General features: G+C 71.0%; 25 protein-coding genes. 17 read left to right on the plus strand and 8 right to left on the minus strand.

Annotation, left to right across the window (positions count from 1 at the left end):
- Positions 1 to 18: 18 nt before the first annotated feature.
- Positions 19 to 1479: an aminopeptidase P family protein gene (locus AC07DO_RS11740; RefSeq protein ID WP_479058826.1), complete on the plus strand. Its 1461-nt coding sequence runs from the start codon at positions 19 to 21 to the stop codon at positions 1477 to 1479.
- A 54-nt stretch (positions 1480 to 1533) separates the two neighbouring features.
- Here AC07DO_RS11740 and AC07DO_RS11745 read toward each other — a convergent pair whose 3' ends face one another.
- The gene (locus tag AC07DO_RS11745; protein WP_479058828.1) at positions 1534 to 2040 is read right to left on the minus strand and encodes a carboxymuconolactone decarboxylase family protein; all 507 of its coding nucleotides are present in this window, start codon (positions 2038 to 2040) and stop codon (positions 1534 to 1536) included.
- 47 nt (positions 2041 to 2087) lie between these two features.
- On the opposite strand from AC07DO_RS11745, the gene pdxR reads away from it, so the two are divergent.
- Positions 2088 to 3554 carry a MocR-like pyridoxine biosynthesis transcription factor PdxR gene (pdxR, locus tag AC07DO_RS11750; protein ID WP_479058830.1) on the plus strand — a complete coding sequence of 489 codons (1467 nt, stop codon included), beginning with the start codon at positions 2088 to 2090 and terminating at the stop codon, positions 3552 to 3554.
- Positions 3555 to 3610: 56 nt separating this feature from the next.
- On the opposite strand, the gene AC07DO_RS11755 is transcribed toward pdxR, so the two are convergent.
- Complete coding sequence (locus tag AC07DO_RS11755) at positions 3611 to 4087, minus strand: ATP-binding protein (RefSeq protein WP_479058832.1); 477 nt, start codon at positions 4085 to 4087, stop codon at positions 3611 to 3613.
- A gap of 252 nt (positions 4088 to 4339) precedes the next feature.
- Here AC07DO_RS11755 and AC07DO_RS11760 point away from each other — a divergent pair, with 252 nt between their 5' ends.
- From AC07DO_RS11760 to AC07DO_RS11800, 9 genes are all read left to right on the plus strand, one after another.
- Entirely contained in the window at positions 4340 to 5248 is a 909-nt protein-coding gene (locus AC07DO_RS11760) for a hypothetical protein (RefSeq protein WP_479058833.1), read from the plus strand.
- Positions 5249 to 5418: 170 nt separating this feature from the next.
- Positions 5419 to 6144 (plus strand): YcnI family copper-binding membrane protein, encoded by a 726-nt coding sequence (locus AC07DO_RS11765; protein WP_479058835.1) that lies wholly within the window; start codon positions 5419 to 5421, stop codon positions 6142 to 6144.
- An 88-nt stretch (positions 6145 to 6232) separates the two neighbouring features.
- Positions 6233 to 6898 (plus strand): SCO family protein, encoded by a 666-nt coding sequence (locus AC07DO_RS11770; RefSeq protein WP_479058837.1) that lies wholly within the window; start codon positions 6233 to 6235, stop codon positions 6896 to 6898.
- Complete coding sequence (locus AC07DO_RS11775) at positions 6895 to 7437, plus strand: copper chaperone PCu(A)C (protein WP_479058839.1); 543 nt, start codon at positions 6895 to 6897, stop codon at positions 7435 to 7437. The genes AC07DO_RS11770 and AC07DO_RS11775 overlap by 4 nt, the downstream gene beginning before the upstream one ends.
- A 14-nt stretch (positions 7438 to 7451) precedes the next feature.
- Complete coding sequence (locus tag AC07DO_RS11780; protein WP_479058841.1) at positions 7452 to 9485, plus strand: copper resistance CopC/CopD family protein; 2034 nt, start codon at positions 7452 to 7454, stop codon at positions 9483 to 9485.
- 14 nt (positions 9486 to 9499) lie between these two features.
- The gene (gene efeB / locus AC07DO_RS11785; protein WP_479058842.1) at positions 9500 to 10750 is read left to right on the plus strand and encodes an iron uptake transporter deferrochelatase/peroxidase subunit; all 1251 of its coding nucleotides are present in this window, start codon (positions 9500 to 9502) and stop codon (positions 10748 to 10750) included.
- An 88-nt stretch (positions 10751 to 10838) separates the two neighbouring features.
- Positions 10839 to 11774: a prephenate dehydratase gene (gene pheA / locus AC07DO_RS11790; RefSeq protein WP_479058843.1), complete on the plus strand. Its 936-nt coding sequence runs from the start codon at positions 10839 to 10841 to the stop codon at positions 11772 to 11774.
- Between the two features lie 582 nt (positions 11775 to 12356).
- Positions 12357 to 13634: a serine--tRNA ligase gene (gene serS, locus AC07DO_RS11795; RefSeq protein ID WP_479058845.1), complete on the plus strand. Its 1278-nt coding sequence runs from the start codon at positions 12357 to 12359 to the stop codon at positions 13632 to 13634.
- A complete protein-coding gene (locus AC07DO_RS11800; protein ID WP_479058847.1) occupies positions 13631 to 14455 on the plus strand; it encodes an HAD family hydrolase in 825 nt (274 codons plus the stop codon). Before serS ends, AC07DO_RS11800 begins: the two co-directional genes overlap by 4 nt.
- Before the next feature lie 297 nt (positions 14456 to 14752).
- On the opposite strand, the gene AC07DO_RS11805 is transcribed toward AC07DO_RS11800, so the two are convergent.
- The 4 genes from AC07DO_RS11805 to AC07DO_RS11820 are packed head-to-tail and all read right to left on the minus strand — an operon-like array spanning position 14753 to position 18280.
- Complete coding sequence (locus AC07DO_RS11805; protein ID WP_479058849.1) at positions 14753 to 15472, minus strand: ABC transporter permease; 720 nt, start codon at positions 15470 to 15472, stop codon at positions 14753 to 14755.
- Positions 15473 to 15483: 11 nt separating this feature from the next.
- Positions 15484 to 16395 carry an ABC transporter ATP-binding protein gene (locus AC07DO_RS11810; protein WP_479058850.1) on the minus strand — a complete coding sequence of 304 codons (912 nt, stop codon included), beginning with the start codon at positions 16393 to 16395 and terminating at the stop codon, positions 15484 to 15486.
- Positions 16392 to 17276: an ABC transporter permease gene (locus AC07DO_RS11815; protein ID WP_479058851.1), complete on the minus strand. Its 885-nt coding sequence runs from the start codon at positions 17274 to 17276 to the stop codon at positions 16392 to 16394. The genes AC07DO_RS11810 and AC07DO_RS11815 overlap by 4 nt, the downstream gene beginning before the upstream one ends.
- Positions 17273 to 18280: an ABC transporter ATP-binding protein gene (locus AC07DO_RS11820; protein ID WP_479059715.1), complete on the minus strand. Its 1008-nt coding sequence runs from the start codon at positions 18278 to 18280 to the stop codon at positions 17273 to 17275. Before AC07DO_RS11820 ends, AC07DO_RS11815 begins: the two co-directional genes overlap by 4 nt.
- A gap of 260 nt (positions 18281 to 18540) precedes the next feature.
- Between AC07DO_RS11820 and AC07DO_RS11825 the strand changes: the two genes are divergently transcribed.
- The 5 genes from AC07DO_RS11825 (at position 18541) to AC07DO_RS11845 (ending at position 23862) form a co-directional block, all read left to right on the plus strand.
- A complete protein-coding gene (locus AC07DO_RS11825; RefSeq protein WP_479058852.1) occupies positions 18541 to 19392 on the plus strand; it encodes a M24 family metallopeptidase in 852 nt (283 codons plus the stop codon).
- Positions 19389 to 21191, plus strand: a complete 1803-nt coding sequence (locus tag AC07DO_RS11830) for an SDR family oxidoreductase (RefSeq protein WP_479058854.1) — start codon at positions 19389 to 19391, stop codon at positions 21189 to 21191. Before AC07DO_RS11825 ends, AC07DO_RS11830 begins: the two co-directional genes overlap by 4 nt.
- Positions 21188 to 22120, plus strand: a complete 933-nt coding sequence (locus AC07DO_RS11835) for a metal-dependent hydrolase (protein ID WP_479058855.1) — start codon at positions 21188 to 21190, stop codon at positions 22118 to 22120. The genes AC07DO_RS11830 and AC07DO_RS11835 overlap by 4 nt, the downstream gene beginning before the upstream one ends.
- Before the next feature lie 80 nt (positions 22121 to 22200).
- Complete coding sequence (locus tag AC07DO_RS11840; protein ID WP_479058856.1) at positions 22201 to 23106, plus strand: MerR family transcriptional regulator; 906 nt, start codon at positions 22201 to 22203, stop codon at positions 23104 to 23106.
- 168 nt (positions 23107 to 23274) lie between these two features.
- Complete coding sequence (locus tag AC07DO_RS11845) at positions 23275 to 23862, plus strand: RNA 2'-phosphotransferase (RefSeq protein ID WP_479058858.1); 588 nt, start codon at positions 23275 to 23277, stop codon at positions 23860 to 23862.
- 54 nt (positions 23863 to 23916) lie between these two features.
- Here the strand turns inward: AC07DO_RS11845 and AC07DO_RS11850 are convergent, their stop codons facing one another.
- Entirely contained in the window at positions 23917 to 24828 is a 912-nt protein-coding gene (locus AC07DO_RS11850; protein ID WP_479058860.1) for an LLM class flavin-dependent oxidoreductase, read from the minus strand.
- A 94-nt stretch (positions 24829 to 24922) separates the two neighbouring features.
- Here AC07DO_RS11850 and AC07DO_RS11855 point away from each other — a divergent pair, with 94 nt between their 5' ends.
- Complete coding sequence (locus AC07DO_RS11855; protein WP_479058861.1) at positions 24923 to 25855, plus strand: Cof-type HAD-IIB family hydrolase; 933 nt, start codon at positions 24923 to 24925, stop codon at positions 25853 to 25855.
- An 89-nt stretch (positions 25856 to 25944) separates the two neighbouring features.
- Here the strand turns inward: AC07DO_RS11855 and AC07DO_RS11860 are convergent, their stop codons facing one another.
- Positions 25945 to 26979, minus strand: coding sequence for a M23 family metallopeptidase (locus AC07DO_RS11860; RefSeq protein ID WP_479059716.1), 1035 nt, complete (start codon positions 26977 to 26979; stop codon positions 25945 to 25947).
- Positions 26980 to 26997: the final 18 nt, after the last annotated feature.

Below are 26997 nucleotides of genomic sequence, written 5' to 3' on the forward strand. Positions count from 1 at the left end.
GTACATAGGAGGCAGATCGTGTCGGAGGCGCTCAACCCGGCGACCCCGGAAGAGACCGAAGAAGAGCCGATCAAGCAGCGCAAGAACGGCCTGTACCCGGGCGTTTCCGACGAGCTTGCCGAGAACATGAAGTCCGGCTGGGCCGACACGGAGCTGCACGACCTGCAGCCGGTCGCGCAGGCCGACAACACCGCCGCCCGCCGCGCCGCGCTCTCCGCGCGCTTCCCGGGCGAGCGTCTGGTGATCCCCGCCGGGAACCTCAAGACCCGCTCGAACGACACCGAGTACGCCTTCCGCGCCTCCGTCGAGTACGCCTACCTCACCGGCAACCAGACCGAGGACGGCGTCCTCGTCATGGAGCCGGTCTCCGACGGGCACAAGGCCACGATCTACCTGCTGCCGCGCTCCGACCGCGAGAACGGCGAGTTCTGGCTGGACGGCCAGGGCGAGCTCTGGGTCGGCCGCCGCCACTCCCTCACCGAGGCCGAGCGGCTCTACGGCATCCCCGCGTCCGACGTGCGCGAGCTGGCCGGCAAGCTGCGCGAGGCCACCGGCCCCGTCCGTGTCGTGCGCGGCTACGACGCCGGCATCGAGGCGGCCCTGACCGACAAGGTCACCGCCGAGCGCGACGAGGAGCTGCGGGTCTTCCTCTCCGAGGCCCGCCTGGTCAAGGACGACTTCGAGATCGGCGAGCTCCAGAAGGCCGTCGACTCCACCGTCCGCGGCTTCGAGGACGTCGTGAAGGTCCTCGACAAGGCCGAGGCCACCAGCGAGCGCTACATCGAGGGAACGTTCTTCCTGCGCGCCCGCGTCGAGGGCAACGACATCGGCTACGGCTCGATCTGCGCCGCGGGCCCGCACGCCACCACCCTGCACTGGGTGCGCAACGACGGCGCCGTCCGCTCCGGCGAGCTGCTCCTGCTCGACGCGGGCGTGGAGACGCACTCGTACTACACCGCGGACGTCACGCGCACGCTGCCGATCAACGGCCGCTTCGACGCGCTGCAGAAGAAGATCTACGACGCCGTATACGAGGCGCAGGAGGCCGGCATCGCGGCGGTGAGGCCCGGCGCCAAGTTCCGGGACTTCCACGACGCGTCGCAGCGCGTGCTCGCCGAGAAGCTGGTCGAGTGGGGCCTCGTCGAGGGCCCCGTCGAGCGCGTCCTCGAGCTGGGTCTGCAGCGCCGCTGGACGCTGCACGGCACCGGTCACATGCTCGGCATGGACGTCCACGACTGCGCCGTCGCGCGCACCGAGACGTACGTGGACGGCACGCTGGAGCCCGGCATGTGCCTGACGGTCGAGCCCGGCCTGTACTTCCAGGCGGACGACCTCACCGTGCCCGAGGAGTACCGCGGCATCGGCGTCCGGATCGAGGACGACATCCTCGTGACGGCCGACGGCAACAAGAACCTGTCAGCCGCGCTGCCGCGTACGTCCGACGACGTCGAGGCGTGGATGGCGCGGCTCAAGGGCTGAGCATCCACGGCTGTACGGCGGAAGGGCCGGTCCCCCGGAGGGGGACCGGCCCTTTCAGTGCGCGACCCGCTCGTCCTCTACCGCGACCTTCGCGGTGCTCAGAGCGATGCGGTTCCAGGTGTTGATCGTGAAGATCAGGGCGAGGACCCGGGCGAGTTCGGACTCGTCGAAGTGCCGAGTGGCCTCTATGTAGACATCGTCCGGGACGCCGCCCTGCGCCACGAGAGTGACCGACTCGGTCAGGGCGAGGGCGGCCTGCTCCTTCTCCGTGAAGAAGTTACGGGCTTCGCGCCACACACCGATCATGTGCAGCCGCGCCTCGTCCTCGCCTGCCTTGCGGGCGTCGGAGGTGTGCATGTGGAGGCAGTACGCGCAGCCGTTGAGGAGCGAGGCGCGGATCTGGATGAGCTCCACGAGCGCCGGGTCGAGGCCGTCGCGGGCGGTGGCGTCGAAGCCGATGAGGGCCTTGAAGGCCTTGGGGGCGGCCTGGGCGAAGTTGAGGCGGGGGGCGGGGGCGGAGGTTGCGGTGGCGGTCTGAGTGGTGTTCGTGGTGTTCGTCATGACTATGAATCTAGGCGTGTGAAAGACCTCCAGTAGGGTGCATTCTCATGCCGGATTCATGGGTCAATTTGGCGGAGCGCATCGGCAGTGACCTGCATGTCGACCTGTCAGGTCCGGGCAGCCGCCGGGCCGTTCTCACGCGCGCGCTGCGGGATGCCGTACGCGAGGGCAGGCTCGCCCCCGGCACCCGTCTGCCGCCCTACCGTTCACTCGCCGCCGACCTCGGCCTGGCGCGCAACACGGTCGCCGACGCCTACGCCGAACTGGTCGCCGAGGGCTGGCTGACGGCGCGCCAGGGGTCGGGAACGCGCGTGGCGGAGCGCGCGAAGCCGCCCAAGCGCCCGCGGCAGCCGAAACCCGCCCCCACGCGCCCCGCGGCACCCGCGTACAACCTGCGCCAGGGCCAGCCGGACGCCTCCTCCTTCCCCCGCACGGCCTGGCTCACGGCCGCCCGGCGCGCCCTGAACGCCGCGCCGGGCGACGCCTTCGGACCCGGCGACCCGCGCGGCCGCGTCGAGCTGCGCACGGCGCTCGCCGACTATCTGACGCGGGCGCGCGGAGTGCGCGCCGACCCCGAACGCGTCGTGGTCTGCTCGGGGGTCGCGCACGCGCTGCGGCTGCTCTTCGCGGGCGCGCGCGGGGCGGGCGGCGGTGCGCTGCGCGGCCCGTTCGCCGTGGAGTCGTACGGCCTCGGATTCCACCGCGAGATCCTGGAGGACTCGGGCGTACGGACGGTGCCGTTGGGTCTGGACGAACAGGGCACGCGCGTGGCGGAGTTGACCGGGAGAGCGGCGGCGACGACCGGGAAACAGGCTCCACGCGTGCGTGGCGTTCTGCTCACGCCCGCCCACCAGTTCCCGACCGGCGGCCCGCTGCACCCCGCCCGGCGCGCGGCGATCGTCGACTGGGCGCGTACCGGTGGCGGCCTCGTCCTCGAGGACGACTACGACGGGGAGTTCCGTTACGACCGCGAACCGGTCGGCGCCGTGCAGGGCCTGGACCCCGAACGGGTCGTCTACCTCGGCTCGGTCAGCAAGAGCCTGTCCCCCGCGGTGCGCATCGGCTGGATGGTCCTGCCCGAGCACCTCGTGGCGGGCGTCCTCGCGGCCAAGGGGGAGCGGGAGGCGTGGGCGGGCGTCCTCGATCAGCTCACGCTCGCCGAGTTCATCGCCTCCGGACAGTACGACCGGCACATCCGCCGGATGCGGCAGCGCTACCGGCACCGCCGCGACCGGCTCGTCACCGCCCTCGCCGAGCGGGCCCCGCACATCACGGCCACCGGTATCGCGGCGGGCCTGCACGCGGTGCTGCGGCTGCCGCCGGGGACGGAGGCGTCCGCGGTCAAGGCGGCGGCCTGGCAGGGGGTCGCCCTGGACGGACTCGCGGCGTTCCGTCACCCCCGGGCGACGATGCCCGCCGGGGACGGGCTCGTCGTCGGCTACTCGACGCCGACGGAGCACGCGTACGGGGCGGCACTGGAGGCACTGCTGCGGACACTGCCGCCGGCCTCCTGAGGCATGCGATGCGCGCGGGTCACTCCCCGGAGCGGACTCCTCGAAGCACGTGACGCCTACGCCGTGAGCAGCGGCATCATCAGCGGCGCGTCCTCGCGCCACTTGAGCATCTTGTCGAAGCTGATCACCGCTCCGCCGCCCCTGCCCGGCGTGTTGCCGAGGTGGACGTGGTCGGCGAGCTCCTCGATCAGGCCGAGGCCCCGGCCGTGCTCGTCCGTCTCCGTGGCGGCGGGCCGCGGCGCCGGACAGCCCCGTGGCGTACCGGGGAAACCGGGCCCGGAGTCGGTCACCTCGATGCGGCACTTCTCGCCGTCGAGGTAGGCGGTGACCCGGTATCCGCCCGGCGTACTCCCGGGGGCGCCCGGGCCCCCGTGCTCGACGGCGTTCGCGCACGCCTCGCTGAGGGCGACCGACAGGTCGTAGGAGACGTCCGGGTCGACGCCCGCGGTCTCCATCGTGCCGATCAGCAGGCGGCGGGCGAGCGGGACGCTCGCGGCTTCGCGCCGCAAATGGAGAGACCACCACATGCTCATGCTCCAGCCTCCTGGCTGCGGCTCGACATACCGATACGTATTGCCGCCCGCGCACCCGAATAAGCGCGCGATGGACGTGATGCCGCCCATACGGCGGACGCGCGCCACCCGCCACTCGGTGTAGGACGCCGGGGCGAGGGCGGCCCGACATGCCCCGTCTGTTCCCCGTCCATGCCCCACCTATCACCTGGAACGGGACCTTCCGGACCTGCCGTGTGCACGGGGTGGGCCCAGTGCGATGATGGCCCGGCCATGACTGCCCCCCACCAGCGCCAGCCGCGCGACGGAGCCGATTTCCGGCTGTTGAGGGCCGCGACGTTCGCCGCGGTCTGCGTCGCGCTGTCCGCCGGGGGCCATGTGCTCGCCTCCTGCGCCACCGTCCCGCTGTGGACGCTGGGCGTGGGCTTCCTCGCCGTCTTCGCCGTCGCACTGCCGCTCGCCGGGCGGGCCCGCTCGCTGCCCGGCATCGCCGCTCTGCTCGCGGCCGGACAGCTGGGCCTGCACGCACTGTTCGGGCTCGGCCAGCACGGCACGGCGGTGACGTCCGCCGCGGGCGGTGACGCCTCCCTGGTGGAGCGGGCCGCGCGCCTGGTCTGCGGGGCGGGCGCCGCGACGATCACTCCGGCGCAGGCCCACCGGATCCTCACCACCGCCGGGCTCGGCCCCGGCGGAGCGGGGGGTTCCGGAGCGGCCGGGGCCGGCGCGGGCGGTTCCGCGGGGCACCAGCACGGCAGCTCCGCCGCCGCGGCCGCGGACTCGGCACTGGACTCGATGACGGCCGGTACGCCGGGCGGAGGCATGGGGTCGATGGGCGGCATGGGACTCGTGCCGTCCCTGCCGATGCTCATCGCGCACGTCCTCGCGGCCCTCGCCGCGGGGTGGCTGCTCCGGCGCGGCGACCTCGCGCTGCTCCGCCTCGTCCGGCTCGCCGACGGGGCGCACGGGGTGGCCGAAGGGGCGCTCGTACGTTCCCTGCGCTCGGCGCTCACTCTCGTACGCGCCCTCCGGGCGGGTCTGCCCGGCGCACCCGAGACGACCGGGCCGCCCGCTCCCCGCACCGCGCTGCTCGTCCCCGCGAAGCCGCGCACGGTCGCGCTCGAGGACGCGGTGATCAGGCGCGGTCCCCCGGCCGGCGCCCGCGACGTCGAACTCGCCGCCTGAGCGACACACTCCACAGCGCAGTACGGAGGGGTCGCTCGGCGCGCACGCGAGCGTGCCTCCCGCGGCCGCACGCATGATCCCCGTATCCCGTACTACGCATCCCGTACCCGGCACGGTGCCCTTCGCGCGCCCTGCCCGGTCACCACTGACGAAAGTGGAGTGTTCCTGTCATGAAGATGTCCCGTATCGCCGCCGCAGGCACCGTCGCCGCCTCCGCCGTTCTCGTTCTCTCGGCGCCCGCGTTCGCGCACGTCAGCGTCTCGCCGGAGGGCCAGGCCGCCAAGGGCGGTTACGCCACGGTCAACTTCAAGGTTCCGAACGAGATGGACGACGCCTCGACCAACAAGCTCGAGGTCTCCTTCCCGAGCGAGCACCCGCTCGCCTCCGTCATGACGACGCCCGTCCCCGGCTGGACCGCGAAGGTCACCAAGACCAAGCTCGACAAGCCGCTGGAGATCCACGGCGAGAAGATCGACGAGGCCGTCTCCAAGGTCACGTGGACCGCCGACGGCAAGGGCATCCAGCCCGGCACCTTCCAGAAGTTCCCGGTCTCCCTGGGCCAGCTCCCCGAGGACGCCGACGAACTGGTCTTCAAGGCCGTCCAGACGTACGACAACAAGGAGGTCGTCCGCTGGATCGAGCCGCAGCAGAAGGGCCAGGAGGAGCCGGAGCACCCGGCGCCCGCCCTCGCGCTGACCGCCGCGTCCGACGGACACGGCGCCGCCGCCGACACCGCCAAGGCGGACGACAAGGGCGGCAAGACCGAGAACGCGTCGTCGGACTCCTCCGACAGCAGTGACACCACCGCGCGCGTGCTCGGCATCGTCGGCATCGTCATCGGTGTCGCGGGTGGCGCGTTCGGCGTGCTCGCGAACCGTCGCCGCGCCACGAGCTGAGCCGCCGGCTGAGCCCCTCGGGGTGCGCCGACGCGGCCCACAGCCGCCCCGGCGCACCCCGGCCCCCTCACATCTGGGACATTTTCGTATGCGCACCAAGAGCACGAACAAGAAGCTCGCCGCCGCTGCCCTGCTGGCCGTGGCCGCCCTCACCCTGACCGCCTGCGGCGGCGGTGACGACAACAAGAAGCCGGTCGCCGAGGTCTCCGTGGAGACCGACTCCGGCAAGGCCGCCACGGTCCTGGACAAGCCGTACAAGAAGCCGAACCTCGTCCTCACCGACACGCACGGCAAGAAGTACGACCTGCGCGAGGAGACGAAGGGCAAGCCGACGCTCATCTACTTCGGCTACACGCACTGCCCCGACGTCTGCCCGCTGACGATGAACAACATCGCGGTCGCCAAGAAGGCGCTGCCCAAGGCCGACCAGGACAAGCTCAAGGTCGTCTTCGTCACCACCGACCCCGAGCGCGACACCCCCGCCGAGCTCGGCAAGTGGCTCAAGGGCGTGGACGCCGACTTCGTCGGTCTGACGGGTGACTTCGCCACCATCCAGGCCGGCGCACGCCAGCTCGCCATCAGCATCGAGCCGTCCAAGAAGGACAAGAACGGCAAGATCGTCTCGATGCACGGCACGCAGGTCCTCGCCTTCTCGCCGAAGAACGACGCGGGATACGTCCTCTACGGAGAGGACGCCACCGCCGGCGACTACACCAAGGACCTCCCCAAGCTCCTCAAGGGACAGACTCCGTGAACCACCGCACCACCAGGCACCGCGCGCTGACCGGCGGGGCCCTGGCACTGACCGCCGTCCTCGCCCTCGCCGGCTGCAACGACGACTCGGGCTCCGGCTCCGGCTCCGGGGACACCGCGAAGAAGCCCGACCTCAAGGTCAGCGGGGCTTACGTCCCCGAGCCCACCATGGCCGGCATGGCGGCGGGCTTCTTCACGCTGACGAACGACGGCGGCGCCGACAAGCTCACCTCCGCCACCAGTGACATCGCGGGATCCGTCACGCTGCACAGCACCAAGGGCGGCGCGATGAAGGAGGAGAAGTCCTTCGCCGTGCCCGCGAACGGCGAGCTCTCGTTCGTGAGCGGCGGCAACCACGTCATGTTCGAGAAGCTCGACCACAAGCCGAAGAAGGGCGAGAAGGTCGCCCTGACGCTGCACTTCCAAAAGTCGGACCCGATCACCGTCGAGATGCCGGTCAAGGAAGCGACGTACAACCCGAAGCAGCACGGCGACGCCACCGCCTCGCACGGCTCAAACGCCTCGCACAAGTCGCACTGAGGGACGGACCGTTGATGCAGACCATCGCTCCCCGCTCCAGGCACGCCCTCCGCACCGCGCACGCCCCCCACTCCGGGCCGGCCGCCCGGACCGGGACCGCTCCGCGTCTGTGGCGGCTCCTTCTGGTGCTCATCGCCGCGACCGGCGTCTTCTTCGCCGGCGCCGCGCCGTCGTCCGCGCACGCCGCGCTGACCGGCAGCGACCCGAAGCAGGGAGCGGTGGTCGAACGGGCCCCCGACCAGGTCAAACTCACCTTCTCGGAGAAGGTCGCCATGTCGGACGGCTCCGTGCGGGTGCTCGACCCGTCCGGCAAGCGCGTCGACACCGACAAGACGACCGACCTGGGCTCCAACACGTACGGCGTGAAGCTGCGCGCGGGCCTGCCCGACGGCACCTTCACCGTCGCCTACCAAGTCGTCTCCGCCGACAGCCACCCGGTCGCCGGCGCCTACACGTTCTCCATCGGCGCGCCCTCCGACACGAAGGTCGCGCTGCCCGACCAGGAGGCCGGCGGCGGCCTGGTCGGCGCGCTCTACGACCTCGCGCGCTACCTGTCGTACGCCGGGTTCATCCTCCTCGTCGGCGGCGCCGCGTTCGTCCTCGGCTGCTGGCCGCGGGGCGCCGGGGCGCAGCCCGTGCAGCGGCTCGTGACGGGCGGCTGGGTCACGCTCGCCGCCTCCACCCTGGCCCTGCTGCTCCTGCGCGCCCCCTACACAGGCTCCGGGAAGCTCGCGGACGCCTTCGACATGGGCAAGCTCGGCGACGTACTGAACACCAAGACCGGTGCGGCCCTGGTCTCCCGGCTGCTGCTGCTCGCCGCCGCCGCGCTGTTCATCGCGGTGCTCTTCGGGGCGTACGTGAAGCGTGAGGGGCCCGGTCAGGCTGCCGAGAAGAAGGACCTCACCTTCGGGCTCGCCATCGGCGGCACCGTCGTCGCCCTCGGCATCGCCGCCACGTGGGCCATGGCCGAGCACGCCTCGACCGGCATCCAGGCGGGCATCGCCATGCCCGTCGACGTGCTGCACCTGCTGGCCGTCGCCGCCTGGCTCGGCGGGCTCGCGGCGCTGCTCGTCGCGCTGTTCCGCACGACCGCGGTGGACGCGTCGGCCGTGCGGCGGTTCTCGACCGTCGCGTTCACCAGCGTCGTCGTGCTGGCCGCCACCGGCACCTACCAGTCGTGGCGGCAGGTCGGCTCGTGGTCGGCGCTGACCGGCACCTCGTACGGGCAGCTGCTCCTCGTCAAGATCGGTCTGGTCGCCGTCCTGGTGGGCGTCGCCTCCGTGTCGCGGCGGTGGACCGGGCGGATCGCCGCCGAGGCGAGCGGTCTCGCTCCGGAGGCCGCGGCCGCCGCGGTCGTCGAACAGCGCACGAAGCAGGCGTCCACGCAGACGGCGAAGCAGACGGCGAAGAAGCCCCAGAAGAAGGCGGCCATGAAGCCGGTCACCGTGCCGGCCTCCGGGCGGGACGGTGACGACCCCGAGCGCTCCGCCCAGCTGGCGCGCCAGCGGGCCGCCATGGACAACGCCCGCGAGAAGCGCATCCGCGACGCCGACCCGCACCGCTCCGGCCTGCGTCGCTCGGTGCTCACCGAGGCGGGCATCGCCGTCGTCCTGCTGGGCGTCACGACGTTCCTCACCACGACCGAGCCGGGCCGCACCGAGGAGGAGGCCGCCAAGGCCACGTCCGCGGCGGCCGCGCAGCGCTCGGGCCCGCTCCAGCTCAAGATCCCCTTCGACACGGGCAGCACGGACGGCAAGGGCACCGTGCAGCTGGACCTCGACCCCGGCCGTACCGGCAGCAACACCATGCACCTGTACGTGAAGCGGCCCAACGGCAGCGCCTTCGACGTCCCCGAGGTGAAGGTCTCCCTCACCAACGAGGCCAAGGACGTCGGCCCGCTGCCCGTCGCCCCGGACCACATCGCCACCGGACACTGGAGTGCGAACGGCGTGCAGGTCCCGATGGCAGGCACATGGAAGATCGCGGTGACGGTGCGGACCTCCGACATCGACCAGATCACCGTGAAGAAGAACGCGCAGATCGGCTGAACGGAACAACCACCATGGCGGACAACGGGATTTCCAGGCGGCAGCTGATCGGCACCGCCGGCGCGACGGGCCTCGCGCTCGGCGTGGCGGGCGGCGCCGTCGGGTACGCGGCGGCCCCCTCGGACGACGCGGAGGCCACGGCCGCCGCCGGCTCGCAGGCCGAGCTGGCCTCCCTGGGCTCCGATCAGGTGATGTTTCACGGGAAACATCAGCCCGGCATCACCACGCCTCTGCAGTCCCGCGGCCATCTGATCGCCTTCGACCTGACGGCCGGAGCGGGCCGCAAGGAGGCGGCGGCCCTGCTGCGCCGCTGGTCGGCCACGGCCGAGCGGCTGATGGCGGGCGAGGCCGCCGACGGCCGGGACACGGCGGTCGCCCGGGACGCGGGTCCGTCCTCGCTGTCGGTCACGTTCGGGTTCGGCGCGTCCTTCTTCTCCCGTACGGGTCTGGAGAAGCAGCGTCCGGCCGCGTTGGATCCGCTGCCCGACTTCTCCTCCGACCATCTGGACAAGGCGCGCAGCAACGGCGACCTGTGGGTGCAGATCGGCGCGAACGACCCGCTCGTCGCGTTCCACGCCCTGCGCGCCGTCCAGCAGGAGGCGTCGGGGACCGCGCGGGTGCGCTGGCAGATGAACGGCTTCAACCGTTCACCGGGCGCCACCGCGCGGCCGATGACGACCCGCAACCTGATGGGCCAGGTCGACGGCACGAACAACCCGAAGCCTTCGGAGAAGGACTTCGACGAGCGGATCTTCGTGCCCCCGAACGGCGACCCTTCCTGGATGGCGGGCGGTTCCTACGTCGTCGTACGCCGCATCCGGATGCTCCTCGACGACTGGGAGAAGCTCGGCACGAAGGCGCAGGAGGCGGTGATCGGCCGGCACAAGTCGGACGGCTCGCCGCTGACCGGCGGCACGGAGACGACCGAGCCGAAGCTCGACAGGACCGGCCCGGACGGCAAGGTCGTCATCGCGGCCAACGCGCACGCCCGCATCACCCGCCCCGACCAGAACGGGGGCGCCGCGATGCTGCGCCGCCCGTTCTCGTACCACGACGGCTTCGACGACAAGGGCGAGCCGGACGCGGGGCTGCTCTTCGTCTGCTGGCAGGCGGACCCGATGCGCGGCTTCGTGCCGGTGCAGCGCAAGCTCGACCGGGGGGACGCCCTGTCGGAGTTCATCCGGCACGAGGCGAGCGGGCTCTTCGCGGTGCCGGGCGGCGCGGGGAAGGGCGAGTACGTGGGACAGCGGCTGCTGGAGGGGTAGGCGCGCGCCCGGAGTGCGCCTACTGAGGGCCGGTGCCGGTTCGTGAGACGCGTGAGCCGCGCCACGTCGGGCCCATTAGGGTGACGGTATGTCGGCGACGCGCTATACGTTCCTGGGCCCCGAGGGCACCTTCACCGAGGCGGCTCTCCGTACGCTGCCCGAGGCCGCCACCCGGGAGCTCGTCCCGATGGTCTCCGTCCCGGCCGCGCTGGACGCGGTCCGCAGCGGTGAGGCGGCGGCCGCGCTGGTGCCGATCGAGAACTCGGTCGAGGGCGGTGTCACGACGACGGTCGACGAGCTCGCCAAGGGCGGGCCCTTGATGATCTACCGCGAGGTGGTCCTGCCGATCGCCTTCGCGCTGCTCGTGCGGCCCGGCACGAAGCTCAAGGACATCAAGACGGTGACGGGTCACCCGGTGGCCCAGCCGCAGGTCCGCAACTGGCTGGCCGCTCATCTGCCGGACGCCGTGTGGGAGTCGGCGGCCTCGAACGCGGACGGTGCCCGGCTGGTCCAGGAGGGCCGGTTCGACGCGGCCTTCGCGGGGGAGTTCGCGGCGGCCACGTACGGCCTGGAGGCGCTGGTCGGCGAGATCCACGACGCGGCGAACGCCGAGACCCGCTTCGTGCTGGTCGGCCGTCCGGCCCGGCCCGCCGCGCCGACGGGCGCCGACAAGACCTCCGTCGTCATCTGGCTGGGCGACGACCACCCCGGTGCCCTGCTCGAACTGCTCCAGGAATTCGCCGTGCGCGGCGTCAACCTGATGCGGATCGAGTCGCGGCCCACGGGTCAGGGCATCGGCAACTACTGCTTCTCGGTGGACGCCGAGGGTCACATCACGGACCGCCGGGTCGGCGAGGCCCTGATGGGGCTCAAGCGGATCTGCCCGCAGGTGCGCTTCCTCGGGTCGTACCCGAGGGCCGGGGTGGCGACGGAGGACGTCCGACCGCCGCGGCCCGGTACGACGGACCCCGAGTTCATGGCGGCGTCGGACTGGCTGACGCGCTGCCAGGACGGCCGTTTCTAGCCAGTCCCTGCGGTCCTACCTGCAGATTTACGTTATCCACAGAAGTTATCCACAGGCTTGCGTCTCGACCTGGGGACAAGTCGACAACGAAGCGTGACATGGTCGACAAATCGCCCTGGAGCACCTAAGACCGTCCACAGTCCCGCACGTCACCCCTCGTCCACTCTTTTCCATTGATCAACTCTTTGGGGCGAGGTATTTACACTCGAAAGTGGGTGTGTGCGTGGTTTGGGAAGGGAATCCCTGGGTGCACGAACGGCTGACGGAATGGGACGTTCCAGCATCCACAGATCTTTCGCACACCCTGTGGATAACCGTCCGGATCCCTTGACTCCTGTGGACAACGGCGGTGGACAAGCGGCCCAAGTCCCGCTCCGCGCAAGGCCTTCCGGTCAAAGCACCGCGCGCACTCTGCCCCGTTTCGGGGAATGGCGCCCTTTTTATTGACCGAGGGATTCCAGACCTCTCGGGAACCGCCCGGAGACCCGCAACCCGGGAATTCACATTCCGGCAAATCGGGCATACCGCGCACACTGGAATATGGAGTCGTGGGCCGGAACCGCGCGACGGTAGCCTTGAGGGGTGATTGACCTTCGCCTGCTCCGTGAGGACCCCGACCGTGTTCGCGCCTCCCAGCGCGCCCGTGGAGAGGACGTCGCGCTCGTCGACGCCCTGCTCTCCGCCGACGAGCGGCGCAGGTCGTCCGGCCTCCGCTTCGACGAGCTCCGCGCCGAGCAGAAGGCGCTCGGCAAGCTCATCCCCAAGGCCGCGCCCGAGGAGAAGCAGGAGCTCCTGAAGAAGGCGGGCGAGCTCTCCGCCGCCGTCAAGGCCGCGGACGCCGCCCAGGACGAGGCCGATGAGGAGACCAAGCGCCTGCTGCAGCAGCTCGGCAACCTCGTCCACCCGGACGTCCCGGTCGGCGGCGAGGAGGACTTCGTCGTCCTCGACACCATCGGTACCCCGCGCGACTTCGCCGCCGAGGGCTTCGAGCCCAAGGACCACCTGGAGCTCGGCGAGGCGCTCGGCGCCATCGACGTCGAGCGCGGCGCGAAGGTCTCCGGCTCGCGCTTCTACTACCTGACGGGTGTCGGCGCCCTCCTGGAGCTGGCCCTCGTCAACGCGGCGATCGCCCAGGCGACGGAGGCCGGGTTCATCCCGATGCTGACGCCGTCGCTGGTCCGCCCCCGCGCCATGGAGGGCACTGGCTTCCTCGGCCAGGCCGCGGAGAACGTGTACCACCTGGAGAAGGACGACTACTACCTGGTCGGCACCTCCGAGGTCCCGCTCGCGGCGTACCACATGGACGAGATCATCGAGGCGGGCAAGCTCCCGCTGCGGTACGCGGGCTTCTCGCCCTGCTACCGCCGCGAGGCCGGCACGTACGGCAAGGACACCCGCGGCATCTTCCGCGTCCACCAGTTCGACAAGGTCGAGATGTTCTCGTACGTCGACCCCGAGGACGCGGAGAACGAGCACAAGCGCCTCCTGGAGTGGGAGAAGCAGTGGCTGACCGGCCTCGGCCTGCCCTTCCAGGTGATCGACGTGGCGACGGGTGACCTGGGCGCTTCGGCCTCGCGCAAGTACGACTGCGAGGCGTGGATCCCCACCCAGGGCAAGTACCGCGAGCTGACCTCGGCCTCGAACTGCGACAGCTTCCAGGCCCGGCGTCTCTCGGTGCGCATGCGCGAGGGCAAGAAGGTGCAGCCCCTCGCGACGCTGAACGGCACGCTGTGCGCCGTCCCGCGGACGATCGTGGCCCTCCTGGAGAATCACCAGCAGGCCGACGGCTCCGTGGTGGTGCCCGAGGTCCTGCGTCCGTACCTCGGGGGTCGAGAGATTTTGGAGCCCATCGCCAAGTGAGCCACCCAGCTCCGGTCACGCCCTCCTTCCCGTACAAGCTGGTCGCCACCGACCTCGACGGGACGCTGCTGCGCCCCGACGACACGGTGTCGGAACGTACGCGCCACGCGCTCACCGCGGCCACCGCGGCGGGCGCGGCGCACATCGTCGTCACCGGCCGTGCGGTGCCCTGGACCCGCCACATCCTCGACGACCTCGGCTACGACGGCATCGCGGTCTGCGGCCAGGGCGCGCAGGTCTACCACGCGGGGGAGCACCGTCTGCTGACCTCGGTGACGCTCGACCGCCAGCTGGCCGGGCTGGCGCTCGCCAAGATCGAGGCGGAGATCGGCCCGCTGGCTCTCGCGGCGAGCCGTGACGGCATCGACGGCGAGGTCCTGGTCGGGCCGGGGTACGCGGTCCAGGACGGTCCGCTGCCCGCGACCCCCTTCACGGACATCGCCGACCTGTGGGCCGCGCCGCTGAACAAGCTCTACATCCAGCATCCCGGCCTGGGCGATGACGCGCTCACCGACGTGGCGCGGCAGGTCGCGGGCGACCTGGTCGGCGTGACCATGGCGGGCGAGGGGATAGTCGAACTCCTCCCGCTTGGCCTCTCCAAGGCGACGGGGCTCTCGCTCGCGGCGCGGCGTCTGGGCGCGAAGGCCGTGGACACGATCGCGTTCGGCGACATGCCCAACGACATCCCGATGTTCGCCTGGGCGGCGCACGGTGTGGCGATGGCCAACGCCCACGAGGAGCTCAAGGCGGTCGCCGACGAGGTGACGACGTCGAACGAGGCGGACGGCATCGCGGTGGTGCTGGAGCGGTTGCTCGGCTGAGGCCCCCCGGTCCACTCCGGCTGAGGTTCTGGCCCCCTCTGGGGAGGGGCGGCCCGCGCAGCGATGCGGATTCTGCGCGCTCGAAGCGGCCGCCCCGGGCAGCTCCCCCGTGCGCGGGACCCGACGGAGCGAGTAACTGCTCCGGAGCCTCTCACGGCTGCCCTGCCGGGAACTCGACGGACCGTGCTGACGGTCGCGTCGGCTCCTCTCCCAGAAGGTGAGCGCCAGATGTGCCTGGCGCGCCGGCACCAACTACTCTGCCCGCGCGCCGACTTCACCGCCACCGAATAAAATCGGTTACTCCTCGCCCGCCAGCGTCAGCGAACGGAGCTTCTGGCCCGCGTACCAGGTGGCGGCCGCCGTGACCGCGAGCAGCAGGACCGTCGCGGTCGTCAGGCCGACGTCCGAGGTGATCAGGTCGCCCTCGCCGACCTTCTGTGCCACGGCGAGGGACCACTGCTGGACGCTGAGGGTGCGTGCTCCGGAGACCAGCGAGCCGAAGAGGGCCTCCCACACCAGGGCGTAGACGAGGCCGAAGACCACGGCGTGCCGGGTGATCGTGCCGAGGAGCAGGAAGATCGCGGCGTACGTGATGGAGGCGACGAGCGCCGCGATCGTGTAGGCGATGGCGATCTGCTGGCCGTTGCCGTTGAGGATCATCCCCGCCACGAACGTGGGGATCGCGGAGAACGCCATGGTCACGGCGATGGCGACGATCAGCTTGGTGAAGATGATCGTGGGCCGCTTGATGGGCTTGGAGAGCAGGTAGACGACCGAGCCGTCGTCGATCTCCGGGCCGATCGCGCCCGTGCCCGCGATGACGCCGATGATCGGCACCATCGTGGCGAGCGCGAATCCGCCGAGGACGTCGACGGCCACTTGGTCGTCGGCGCCGCTGAAGCCGCGTACCGCCGCGGAGATGGCGATCAGCAGGACGGGCAGGGCGAAGAGGATGAGTGCCCGGCGGCGGCCGAGCAGGGCCCGGTAGGTGAGCCGGGCGACAGTGGGGTCGTACATGATGGCTCCCTTCAGGCCGCGACGAGGTAGGAGAAGACCGACTCGAGGGACTCGTCCGAGGGCGAGACCGTCAGGAGCCGGATGCCGTGCTCCCGGGCGACCCGGGGCAGCAGTGTCGTGAACCGCCCGAAGTCGACTGCCTGGATGCGCAGGGCGCCTTCCTCGAGGTCGACTTCGATGCCGGCCGTCGAGGGGTCGGCGATCAGCGCGGCGGCCAGGGCGCGGTCGTCGCTCGAGCGGATCAGATAGCGGTGGGGCCGGTCGGTCATGAGCCGGCGGATCCGGCGGAAGTCACCGCTGGCCGCGTGCCGTCCGGCGACGATCACCTCGATGTGGGAGGCCAGTTGCTCGACCTCTTCGAGGATGTGGGAGGAGAAGAGGACCGTGCGGCCCTGGTCCCCCATGGTCCGCAGGAGCTCCATCAGCTGCATGCGCTGGCGCGGGTCCATGCCGTTGAAGGGCTCGTCGAGGAGCAGCACGGCCGGATCGTGGACCAGGGCGGACGCCATCTTCACGCGCTGGCGCATGCCTTTGGAGTACGTGGAGATCTTCCGGTCCTGCGCGTACTCCATCTCGACCGTGGCCAGCGCCTTCCGGGCGGCCCGCTCGTCGAGCCCGTGCAACTCGGCGTTGGCGACGACGAATTCGCGGCCCGTGAGGAAGTCGTACATGGCCTCCCGCTCGGGGACGATGCCGATGTTCTTGTAGATCTGTTCGTTCCGCCAGATCGGCTTGTCGTCGAGGGTGACGCTGCCGGTGGAGGGGGCGAGGAAGCCGCCCATCATGTTGATGAGGGTGGACTTGCCCGCGCCGTTCGGGCCGAGGAGGCCCGTGACGCCCGGGCCGATGTTCATGGTGATGTCGTTGACGGCCACCACGTTCCCGAACCAGCGGGAGGCGTGGTCGATGTTGATCGTGCTCACAGCCCGACCTTTCGGTAGCGGCGCATCATCGCGCCGTAGCAGCCCGCGATGAGGCCGAGGACGACGACTACGTAGACCACGCCCACGCCGGACGAGGGGCCTTCCCCTCCGGGGAAGGCGGAGGTCGCGCCGAGGAACGCGGTCTGCACGCCGTCGATGAGCGTGATCGGCGAGAAGAGTCCGAGCCAGCTGATGGCGTCGGCGCTGCTGCCCTGCTCGAACGCGATGGCCTGGACCGTGGACACCGCTCCGTAGGTGATGGTCAGGACGGCGATGACGGCGGCGATGCCGAATCCGCGACGGGGTGTGATCGCCGAGATGACGAGGGCGATGCCGGAGAAGAGCAGGGAGAGCAGCGCCACGGAGACCAGTCCCTGGGCGAATCCCTTGCTCTGGTCGGCGAAGTCGAGCTTGGCGAGCAGTGCCCCTGCGTAGAGCACGAGGAGCGGGGCGGCCGTGAGGACGAAGAGCGCGGAGGTCATCGCGGCGAACTTGGCCAGGACGTAGTCACCGCGCTCGATGGGCCGTGAGAAGTAGAGCGGGACCGTCTTGAAGCGCAGGTCGCGCGACACGGTCTGGGGGGCCTGGGCGGCCAGGAAGAGGCTGATGACGGCCTGCATGACGATGGCGTAGCGCGTGTAGTCCACGGGGAGGTCGTCGGCCTTGGTGGCCACGGCTACGGCCACCATGATCGCCGCGGGCAGGCACATCACCGCGAAGAGGATCATCGGCAGGACCTTGGACTTGGCGGAGCGCCCGAGTCCGTACGCGCCGCGCAGGCTCTGTGAGAAGAGCGAACGGCGGGCGTAGGCACGGCCGAGGCGGGGGCCGTCGTAGTTCCGGTAGCCGATGTTGTGGATCTGGGTGGACTCGGTGCTCATCGCGCCCCTCCCTCCTTCTGCTGTGCGGCGGCGGTGGCCACCTGGGCGGCCGCGCGCCCGGTCACGGGCTCCTGCCGCGGCTCGTCCTTGAAGACCTCCGCGATGTGGTGCCTGCGCTGTTCCATGCGGACCAGGCCGAGGCCGAGGTCGGCGGCGAGGTCGCGCACGGTGTCGTACGTCTCCTCGCCCTCCGCGGTGAGCAGGATCGTGTGCCCGGCGCCGGGCAGTTCGCCGCCGGTCTCCGTGTCGATGCCGCGCGTCCGGAGCGCGTCGCGCAGCGCTCGGGTGCCGTCGGGGTGTTCGTCGTTGTCCGTGACCTCGACGGCGAGCGTCGTCGTGGTCTGGGTGAAGTCGGTGGTCGAGCTGGACCGCAGGAGCTTGCCGCCGTCGATGACGACGACGTGGTCGCAGGTGCGTTCCAGCTCGCCGAGGAGATGGGAGGTGACGAGGACCGAGATGCCGAAGTCGGTGTGGACGCGGCGGATCAGGCCGAGCATCTCGTCGCGCCCGACCGGGTCGAGGCCGTTCGTCGGCTCGTCGAGGAAGACCACCTGTGGGTCGTGGACGAGCGCCTGGGCGAGCTTCACGCGCTGCTTCATGCCGGTGGAGTAGCCGCCCATGGGGCGGTACCGCTCTTCGTAGAGCCCGACGTGGCGCAGGGTGTCCGCGGTGCGTTCGCGGGCCGCGGTGGGCGGGAGGCCGGACATGCGCGCCATGTGGACGACGAACTCGGTGGCCGAGACGTCGGGGGGCAGGCAGTCGTGTTCCGGCATGTACCCGACGCGTTCGCGGATCTCGCCGCCGCGGGTGGCGACGTCGAGTCCGAGCACGGCGGCGCGGCCCTCCGTGGCGGGCGACAGACCCAGCAGGATCTTGATCAGTGTGGACTTGCCGGCTCCGTTGGCTCCGACGAGTCCGGTCACACCGGGCCCGATATCCATGGAGAGCCGGTCAAGGGCGGTCACCCTCGGGAACCGCTTGCTCAGGCTTTCGGTCACGATCACAGTCACGGTTCGACCGTAGTGGCGCGCACCACATCGGGTCGTCAGACCATGGGCTTGCCCTGCCCTCACTCTGGAGTATTACGGGCCCGTAAGGGTCGTCCTGAAGTCGACCCCTGAGGGTTCTTCCGGACCTTGCCCGCAGGGTTGGACAGAACTATTGACGTAGCCGCCGGGCATTGTCACATTCATCAGTGTCAAGTTACGACCGCGTACGGCGATGGACCGGACACGGGAAGACCGGACTCGGGACGGACGGTGGCATGACCTCAGCAGTGGCAGGCGAACTCTCCGCGGACCTGCGGGGGTTCAGAGAGGTTCAGACTCTGGCGTACGCATGCGCGGAGGCGGTCGCGGCACAGCTCAAGCCGGGTGTGACGGAGCGCGAGGCGGCGCGGATGCAGCGCGAGTGGCTGCGCGAGCGGGGCGTGCGGGACTGGTTCCACCTGCCCTTCGCCTGGTTCGGTGACCGCACGGCGTTCGTGAACTTCCGTGTCCCGCTGCAGTTCTTCCCGACCAACCGCAGGCTGGAGCCGGGGATGCCGTTCATCCTCGACTTGGCTCCGGTCCACAAGGGGTTCACTGCGGACATCGGCTATTCCGGCTGTCTCGGCCTCAACCCGGTGCACGACAAGCTCCTCGCCGACCTGGAGGCACACCGCGAGCTGATCCTGAGGGAGGTCCGCGAGCGGCGCCCGCTCCGTGAGATCTACGAGGACGTGGACCGCCTCATGGTCCGCCAGGGGTACGCGAACCGGCATCGGGCGTATCCGTTCGGCGTCATCGCGCACAAGGTCGACCGGGTCAAGGAGCGCCGGCTGACCCCGCACCTGTTCGGGTTCGGCACGCAGTCGCTGAAGGGCCTGGCGAGCGACGCCCTCCGCGGTCACCGGGACGGCTGGTCGCCGCTGTGGTCCCCGTACAAATTCTCCGACCACCCGCCCCGGAAGGGGCTCTGGGCGGTCGAACCGCACCTCGGCTTCAGGGGTACGGGCGCGAAGTTCGAGGAGATCCTCGTCGTCACCGACTCCAAGGATCCCGAACAGAGCGCGTTCTGGCTGGACGACGACCTGCCGCATGTGCGGCGCTGGGCTGAGGAGAGGGCCGCCGCATGACGACCGGAGACATCGCCAAGGGCACCGGCAGGGGCCTGCGGGACGCGCGTGAACGCTGGGTGCGGACGGGCGGCGTGGAGCTATGCGTCGCCGAGCTCGGCGACCCGGAGCGGCCCACGGTCCTGCTGGTGCACGGCTATCCGGACTCCAAGGAGGTGTGGTCCGAGGTCGCGGAGCGCCTGGCCGACCACTTCCACGTCGTGCTGTACGACGTCCGGGGACACGGCAGGTCGACCGCTCCGCGGCCGCTGCGCGGTGGCTTCACCCTGGAGAAACTGACCGACGACTTCGTGGCGGTCATCGACGCGGTCAGCCCGGACGAGCCGGTGCACGTGGTCGGGCACGACTGGGGTTCGGTGCAGTCCTGGGAGTTCGTCACGGTCAAGCGGACGGAGGGCCGCATCGCGTCCTTCACGTCGATGTCGGGGCCCTCGCTCGACCACTTCGGTCACTGGATCAAGAAGCGCGTGGCACGGCCGACCCCCCGCCGGGTCGGCCAGCTCCTCGGCCAGGGCGCCAAGTCCTGGTACGTGTACATGCTGCACACGCCGGTCCTCCCCGAGCTGGCCTGGCGCGGACCGCTCGGCAAGCGGTGGCCGAAGATCCTGCAGCGCATGGAGAAGGTCCCCGCGGGCGACTATCCGACGGCGTCACTGCCCCAGGACGCCGCGAACGGCGCCTGGCTCTACCGGGACAACATCCGCGCGCGGCTGCGCAGGCCGCGCACCGATGCGTACGCCCACGCGCCCGTGCAGCTCATCACGCCCTCCGGGGACATCTTCCTGTCCGAGCGGCTCTACGACGAGCTGGAGCTGTGGGCCCCGCGGCTGGTCCGGCGCACCTTGCCGGCCAAGCACTGGGTGCCGCGCACCAGGCCCGACCGGCTCGCGGCGTGGATCGGGGAGTTCGTGACGGCGCACGAGGGCGGCCCGGACGGCCTGCCCACCCGGGCCGGCGCGGCCACCGGGAAGCACGCCGACCGGTTCGGCGGCCAGCTCGTCCTGGTCACGGGGGCCGGCAGCGGCATCGGGCGGGCCACCGCCTTCGCGTTCGCCGAGGCGGGCGCGCGTGTGGTGGCCGTCGACCGGGACGCGGAGAGCGCGTCCCGTACGGCGGAGATGTCCCGCCTGATAGGCGCTCCGGACGCCTGGGGCGAGGCGGTCGACGTCTCCGACGAGCAGGCCATGGAGAAGCTCGCGGCCCGGGTCGCCGCGGAGTACGGCGTGGTGGACGTCCTGGTGAACAACGCGGGCATCGGTCTCGCAGGATCCTTCCTCGACACCACTGGTGACGACTGGAAGAAGGTCCTGGACGTCAACCTGTGGGGCGTTATCCACGGCTGCCGGCTCTTCGGCAAGCAGATGGCCGAGCGCGGGCAGGGCGGTCACATAGTGAACACCGCGTCGGCCGCGGCGTACCAGCCGTCCAAGACCCTGCCCGCCTACAGCACCTCGAAGGCGGCGGTCCTGATGCTCAGCGAGTGCCTGCGCGCGGAGCTCGCGAACCAGGGCATCGGCGTCTCCGCGATCTGCCCGGGCTTCGTGAACACCAACATCACGTCGACGTCCCGTTTCGTGGGTGTCGGGGCGGAGGAGGAGAAGCGCCGCCAGAAGAAGTCCGCCCGGCTGTACGGCCTGCGGAACTACCCGCCGGAGAAGGTCGCCGACGCGATCCTGCACGCCGTGGTCAAGAACCAGGCGGTGGTCCCGGTCACCCCCGAGGCGCGCGGCGCCCGCTTCATGTCGCGCTTCAGCCCGAAGGCCCTGCGTGCGATCGCCCGATTGGAGCCGCCGTTGTGAGCACGGAGGAGCGGCCCGGCACACACGCCGAGGAGCACTACGCGATCGTTCCGCGCCGGGTCTCGTTCGACTGGGACGGGACACCGCTGCACTGGATACCGGACGAGCCGACCGCCACGCACGTCATCAACGTCCTGCATCTGCTGCTTCCCGCGGGGGAGCGGTGGTTCGTGAAGGTCTTCAAGGAGGGCCTTCCGCTGATCACCGATCCGGTGCTGCGGGGCGACGTGAAGGGGTTCATGGGCCAGGAGGCCACGCACAGCGTGCAGCACGCGCACGTGCTGGACCATCTGGCGGCCCAGCGCCTCGACACCGCCGCCTTCACCAAGTACGTCGACTTCCTCTTCGAGAAGCTCCTCGGGGAGAGGCCGCCGCTGGGGGCGCCGGTGCCGACGCAGGAGTGGCTGCGTTTCCGGCTGTCGATCATCGCCGCGATCGAGCAGTTCACGGCGGTCCTCGGCAACTGGGTCCTGCACGCCGAGGGTCTCGACCGCGCGGGGTCCGACGAGGTGATGCTCGACCTGCTGCGCTGGCACGGCGCGGAGGAGGTCGAGCACCGCGCGGTCGCCTTCGACATGTTCCAGCACTGCGGCGGGCGCGGCCTGCCCCGGTATGCCCGACGCGTCGCGGGCATGACGGTCACGGCGCCGGTGATGCTGTACCTGTGGGTGTGGGGCACCGCCTATCTGATGCGCCACGACCCCCAACTGGCGGGCCTCTTGCGGTACTCACCGGCCGAACACAACAGGGCGGTCCGGAAGGGCCTGCTGCCCACCTGGCGGGAGCTCGGCACGGCGATACCGCGCTACCTGCGACGGTCGTACCATCCCTCGCAGGAAGGCTCGTTGCGCAAGGCCGTCGAGTATCTGGCGCAGTCGCCCGCGGCGCGGGTGGCGGCGGGCGCGATCGGCCGGACGGCCACCGCCTGAGTCCCTGCGCCCGGGAACACGCTTCGGCGCAGGGCTTCGGCACAGGGCCACGGCACGAGTCATCACGGAGGACGGGCAGCGTGGAGTACCGCATCGAGGACCTGGCGCACCACAGTGGTGCGACGGTCCGGACCATCCGCGCCTATCAGGACCGCGGTCTGCTCCCCCGCCCGGAGCGCCGCGGCCGGGCCAATGTGTACGGGGACGCCCACCTGGCACGGCTGCGGCAGATCGCGGACCTGCTGGACCGCGGCTACACCCTGGCCTCCATCAAGGAGCTCCTGGAGGCCTGGGATGCCGGGCGCGGCCTCGGTGGGGTGCTCGGTCTGGTCGCCGAGGTCGACGGGCCGTGGACGGACGAGAAGGCCGACCGGATCACCCGGGCCGAGCTCGACGCGGCGTTCGGCGGCACCCCGGACGAGGCGGCGGTGGCCGACGCGGTCGCTCTGGGCGTGCTGGAGCCGGTGCCGGGGCGCGAGGACGAATACTTGGTGCCAAGCCCTCAAGAGCTTTCTGTTGCGGTGGAGTTGTATGCGGCCGGTGTTCCACTACTTGCGATCTCGGGGCATTTGCGTGAGTTGAGGGGACAGGTCGAGCACATAGCGTCTCGTTTCCTGGAGTTCACGACCGAGCACGTCTTCGCCCGCTATCTCGACCATCACCCGCCGACGGAGGCGGACGCGGCCGAGGCGGCGTCTCTCGTACGCAAACTGCGTCCGCTCGCCCAGCAGTCGGTCGACGCCGAACTGGCCCGCGCGATGAGGTTGTTCGCCACGCAGCACCTGCGTCGACACCTGGAGCCGGGTGCCGCCCCGACCGTGTCGGACGAGCCGCATTATGTGGAGCTTCCCCGCTCCACAATGCGGGCTGTTCAGGCATTGGTTGGCGATGAGAACGCGGCGGCGTTCATCGCCGCGGCCGCCGAACGCGAGGTCCAGACACGGACATTGGACGCGCTCGCCGTAACTCGTGGTGAAAGTGGCTAACTTGGGCAAATGGCGTTTATCGACTGCGAGTTGTCCACAGAATTGTCAACTGGCCTGTGGATAACTCGACTTGGTTGTGGATCAAACCTTTGGGCCGGAATCTCTCGATGAAAAAACGATGGACGAAAATCGAGTGCGCGGAGAACGGGTGACCGGGACGCTGAACGCATGAAAGAAAGACGTACCGCAGAAAAGGGGCCCCGAGCGGCGGACGAACAGCGCACCGTGAAGGTGTCCAAGTACCTGTCGAGACACCTGCGTCACAGCCCGGACCGAATCGGACTCACCCTCGACGCGAACGGCTGGGTGGAGATCGACGCGCTCCTCGCCGCGGCCGCCGCCCACCGCTTCCCGGTCACCCGGGCCGAGCTCGACCACGTGGTGGCCGTCAACGACAAGCAGCGCTTCGCCGTCGAGGGCGGCCGGATCCGCGCGAGCCAGGGCCACTCCGTGGAGGTCGACCTGGACCTGCCCTCCTCGGCCCCGCCCGCGTACCTCTACCACGGCACCGTCGCCGCCCACCTGGCCGCGATCCGCGCCGAAGGCCTGCGCCCCATGAACCGGCACGCCGTGCACCTCTCGCCCGATCGCGCGACCGCGACCCGCGTCGGCGCCCGCAGGGGACGGCCCGTCGTCCTGTCCGTCGACGCGGGCGCGATGCACCGCGCCGGGCACGTCTTCCAGGTCAGCGCCAACGGAGTCTGGCTCACGGCCGCGGTACCGCCCGCCTTCCTGCGGCTTCCGGAATCGCGCTGAGTGTCTCCTCCGGCCGGGGCCTTCGGCGGGGTCCTTCGGCGGGAACCTTCGGCCTCAGCCGAGCTGGGCGGTCGCCTCGGTGGCGATCTGCTCGAACACCGACTGGTCCGCGGCGAAGTCGGAACCGGGGATCGGCCAGTGGACGGCGATCTCGGTGAAGCCGAGCTCCTGGTGGCGACCCGCGAAGTCCACGAAGGCGTCCAGCGACTCCAGCGGGCGGTTGCGGTCCGGGGTGAAGCCCGCCAGAAGGATCTTGTCGAGCTCGGCCACGTCGCGGCCGGCCTCCGCGCACGCCTTGCCGAGCTTGTCGACCTGGCCGCGGATCGCCTCGCGGGACTGCTCGGGCGTACCCGACTCGTAGAGCTTCGGGTCCCCCGTGGTCACCCACGCCTGCCCGTGCCGGGCCGCGAGCCGCAGACCGCGCGGGCCGGTGGCCGCGACCGCGAAGGGCAGCCTCGGCCGCTGCGCGCAGCCCGGGATGTTGCGCGCCTCACGGGCCGAGTAGAAGGTCCCCTCGTACGTCACCGCGTCCTCGGTGAGCAGCCGGTCGAGCAGCGGCACGAACTCACCGAAGTGGTCGGCGCGCTCGCGCGGGGTCCACGGTTCCTCGTCGCCCTTGAGGAGCGTCGTCGCGTCGAATCCGTTGCCGCCCGCGCCGATGCCGAGCGTGATCCGGCCGCCGGAGATGTCGTCGAGCGAGATGAGTTCCTTGGCGAGCGTCACGGGGTGCCGGAAGTTGGGCGACGTGACGAGCGTCCCCAACCGCAGCCGCTCGGTGACCGTCGCGGCGGCCGTCAGCGTCGGTACGGCGCCGAACCACGGGCCGTCACGGAACGAGCGCCAGGCCAGGTGGTCGTAGGTGTACGCCGTGTGGAAGCCGAGCTCCTCGGCCCGCAGCCACTGATCGCGGCCACCCTCGTTCCAGCGGTGCACGGGGAGAATCACGGTGCTCAGGCGCAGACTCATGCCTCAGAGCTTACGGGGGCCCGGCGCGCGCCCGCCCACTCAGATGTGCGCCCCAGCGCACGCCCGTGCAGACATGTGCGGGACAATCGGCGGCGTGACCTCAGCTACCCCTGGGCCCCGGACCCCGGCCCCCTCCGCCCCCGCAGCCGGCAGCCCGGCCGCACCGCGGCCGCGGCCGCGGCCGCGGCTGATCGCGACGGACCTGGACGGCACGTTGCTGCGCGACGACAAGACGGTCTCCGACCGCACGGTCGCCGCCCTCGCCGCCGCCGAGGCAGCGGGGATCGAGGTCTTCTTCGTGACCGGCCGCCCGGCCCGCTGGATGGACGTCGTCAGTGCTCACGTCCACGGTCACGGCCTCGCCATCTGCGGCAACGGCGCCGCGGTCGTCGACCTGCACGGCGGCCCCGGCACCCACAGCTTCGTCAAGATCCGCGAGCTGTCGCGGGAGTGCGCGCTCGACGTCGTGCGCCGGCTGCGCGCCGCCGCACCGGGCACGTCCTTCGCGATCGAGCGGACCGGGGGACTGCACCACGAGGAGACGTACCCGCCGCTCCACATGGAGCCGGGTGAGAGCGTCGCGCCCGCGGAGAAGCTCCTCGCCGAGACCCTCGCGGACTCCGCGGTCGCCGAGCAGCCCGTCCTGAAGGTGCTCGCCTTCCACCCCGGCCTCGCGCCCGACGAGTTCCTGGTCCTCGCCCGCGCGGCCATCGGCGACCGGGCGACGGTCACGCGGTCGAGCCCCAGCGCCCTCCTGGAGATCAGCGGCCCCGGCGTCTCCAAGGCGAGCACCCTGGAGCTGTGCTGCGCCGAGCGCGGCATCACGCCCGCGGAGGTCGTCGCCTTCGGGGACATGCCGAACGACATCGAGATGCTCGCCTGGGCGGGTACGTCGTACGCGATGGGCAACGCCCACCCGGACGTCATCGCCGCGGCCTCCGGGCGCACGGTGGCCAACAACGACGACGGGGTAGCGGTCGTGATCGAGCGGATCCTGGCGGACCGCAGGGCGTCGGACGGCGTCTGACACCGGCTGGTACCGGGCGTCCTGCGGGAGCTGACACCGGCTGGTACCGGGCGTCCCGCGGGAGCTGACACCGGCTCGGAACGCGCGCTTCACAGAACGACCCCCCGTTCCGCAAGCCACTTCCTGGGGTCCACCCCCGAACCCAGGTAGGGCGTGAGCCGGACCTCGAAGTGCAGGTGAGGACCGGTCGAGTTGCCGGTGGTGCCTGCCTGCCCGATCCACTGTCCCGTCCGCACCCGGTCCCCCTGGTCGACGGTGACGGCCGCGAGGTGCGCGTACTGCGTGAAGTACCCGCCCGCGTGCCGCACCACGACCTCGATGCCGAAGCCCCCGCCGCACGACACACTCACGACCCGTCCGGCACCGACCGACCGCACCGGCGCCCCGATGCCGACCGCGAAGTCCTGCCCGGTGTGCCGGTGCGCCCAGCGCTCACCGGCACTGTCGAAGCCCGCCGAGAGCTCGTACGACGCCACGGGCGTCACCCACGCGCGCGTGGCGGGCGTCCGCCGCTGGTTCAGCCGTACGGCACCACGGCAGCGCCCCGCGGCGACCGACCGGTCCGCCTCGCCCTGCAAGGTCCACCGCGCCGTCTCCAGCTTCCGTTCGATGCCGCGTTTGAGGTCCCCCAGGCGCGCGTTGCGCCGGTCGAGGGAACGTTTGGCGCGGTCCGCCCTGCGCTGGGCGACGGCGAGGCCCGACGCCGCACGCCGGGTCCTGGCGACGGCACTGTTGACGGCCATGTCCGCCTGCAACATGGCCTGCTTGCCGCGCATCAGAGCGTCCGGGCTGTCGGCCAGGAGGAGTTGCACGGTGTAGGGCAGGTCGCCTCCGGAGCGGTACTGGGCGCTGGCCAGCCTGCCCAGGTCGGTGTGGAGCACCGCCATGCGGCGCCGCTTCGCCGCGAGCAGTCGGTCCAGTTTCCGAACTTTCGTCTTCTGGGCGCGGGCCGCCCGACGCCCCTCTACGTAGCGTGCGGTCGCGGCAGAGGCCTCTTCGTAGAGCCGCGCCACGTCGGCGCTCGTGCCCGGTCCCTCGGAGGACGATGCGGGCAGGGCTGACCCGAGCAGCGCGCACAGCAGCACCGGCACACAGACGAACGGGTGCGGACGGCGGAGGCGCAGAGGCATGACACGGATCGT

The organism is Streptomyces sp. NPDC045678 (assembly GCF_056432085.1).

What these genes read in the sequence shown, in the direction of transcription:
- AC07DO_RS11745 (WP_479058828.1), bottom strand. Translation starts at nt 2,040, where the DNA reads ATGACGAACACCACGAACACCACTCAGACCGCCACCGCAACCTCCGCC.
- AC07DO_RS11815 (WP_479058851.1), bottom strand. Translation starts at nt 17,276, where the DNA reads ATGAGCACCGAGTCCACCCAGATCCACAACATCGGCTACCGGAACTAC.
- AC07DO_RS11765 (WP_479058835.1), top strand. Translation starts at nt 5,419, where the DNA reads ATGAAGATGTCCCGTATCGCCGCCGCAGGCACCGTCGCCGCCTCCGCC.
- pheA (WP_479058843.1), top strand. Translation starts at nt 10,839, where the DNA reads ATGTCGGCGACGCGCTATACGTTCCTGGGCCCCGAGGGCACCTTCACC.
- AC07DO_RS11780 (WP_479058841.1), top strand. Translation starts at nt 7,452, where the DNA reads ATGCAGACCATCGCTCCCCGCTCCAGGCACGCCCTCCGCACCGCGCAC.
- AC07DO_RS11805 (WP_479058849.1), bottom strand. Translation starts at nt 15,472, where the DNA reads ATGTACGACCCCACTGTCGCCCGGCTCACCTACCGGGCCCTGCTCGGC.
- AC07DO_RS11850 (WP_479058860.1), bottom strand. Translation starts at nt 24,828, where the DNA reads ATGAGTCTGCGCCTGAGCACCGTGATTCTCCCCGTGCACCGCTGGAAC.
- AC07DO_RS11760 (WP_479058833.1), top strand. Translation starts at nt 4,340, where the DNA reads ATGACTGCCCCCCACCAGCGCCAGCCGCGCGACGGAGCCGATTTCCGG.
- AC07DO_RS11830 (WP_479058854.1), top strand. Translation starts at nt 19,389, where the DNA reads ATGACGACCGGAGACATCGCCAAGGGCACCGGCAGGGGCCTGCGGGAC.
- AC07DO_RS11755 (WP_479058832.1), bottom strand. Translation starts at nt 4,087, where the DNA reads ATGAGCATGTGGTGGTCTCTCCATTTGCGGCGCGAAGCCGCGAGCGTC.
- AC07DO_RS11825 (WP_479058852.1), top strand. Translation starts at nt 18,541, where the DNA reads ATGACCTCAGCAGTGGCAGGCGAACTCTCCGCGGACCTGCGGGGGTTC.
- AC07DO_RS11770 (WP_479058837.1), top strand. Translation starts at nt 6,233, where the DNA reads ATGCGCACCAAGAGCACGAACAAGAAGCTCGCCGCCGCTGCCCTGCTG.
- AC07DO_RS11845 (WP_479058858.1), top strand. Translation starts at nt 23,275, where the DNA reads ATGAAAGAAAGACGTACCGCAGAAAAGGGGCCCCGAGCGGCGGACGAA.
- efeB (WP_479058842.1), top strand. Translation starts at nt 9,500, where the DNA reads ATGGCGGACAACGGGATTTCCAGGCGGCAGCTGATCGGCACCGCCGGC.
- pdxR (WP_479058830.1), top strand. Translation starts at nt 2,088, where the DNA reads ATGCCGGATTCATGGGTCAATTTGGCGGAGCGCATCGGCAGTGACCTG.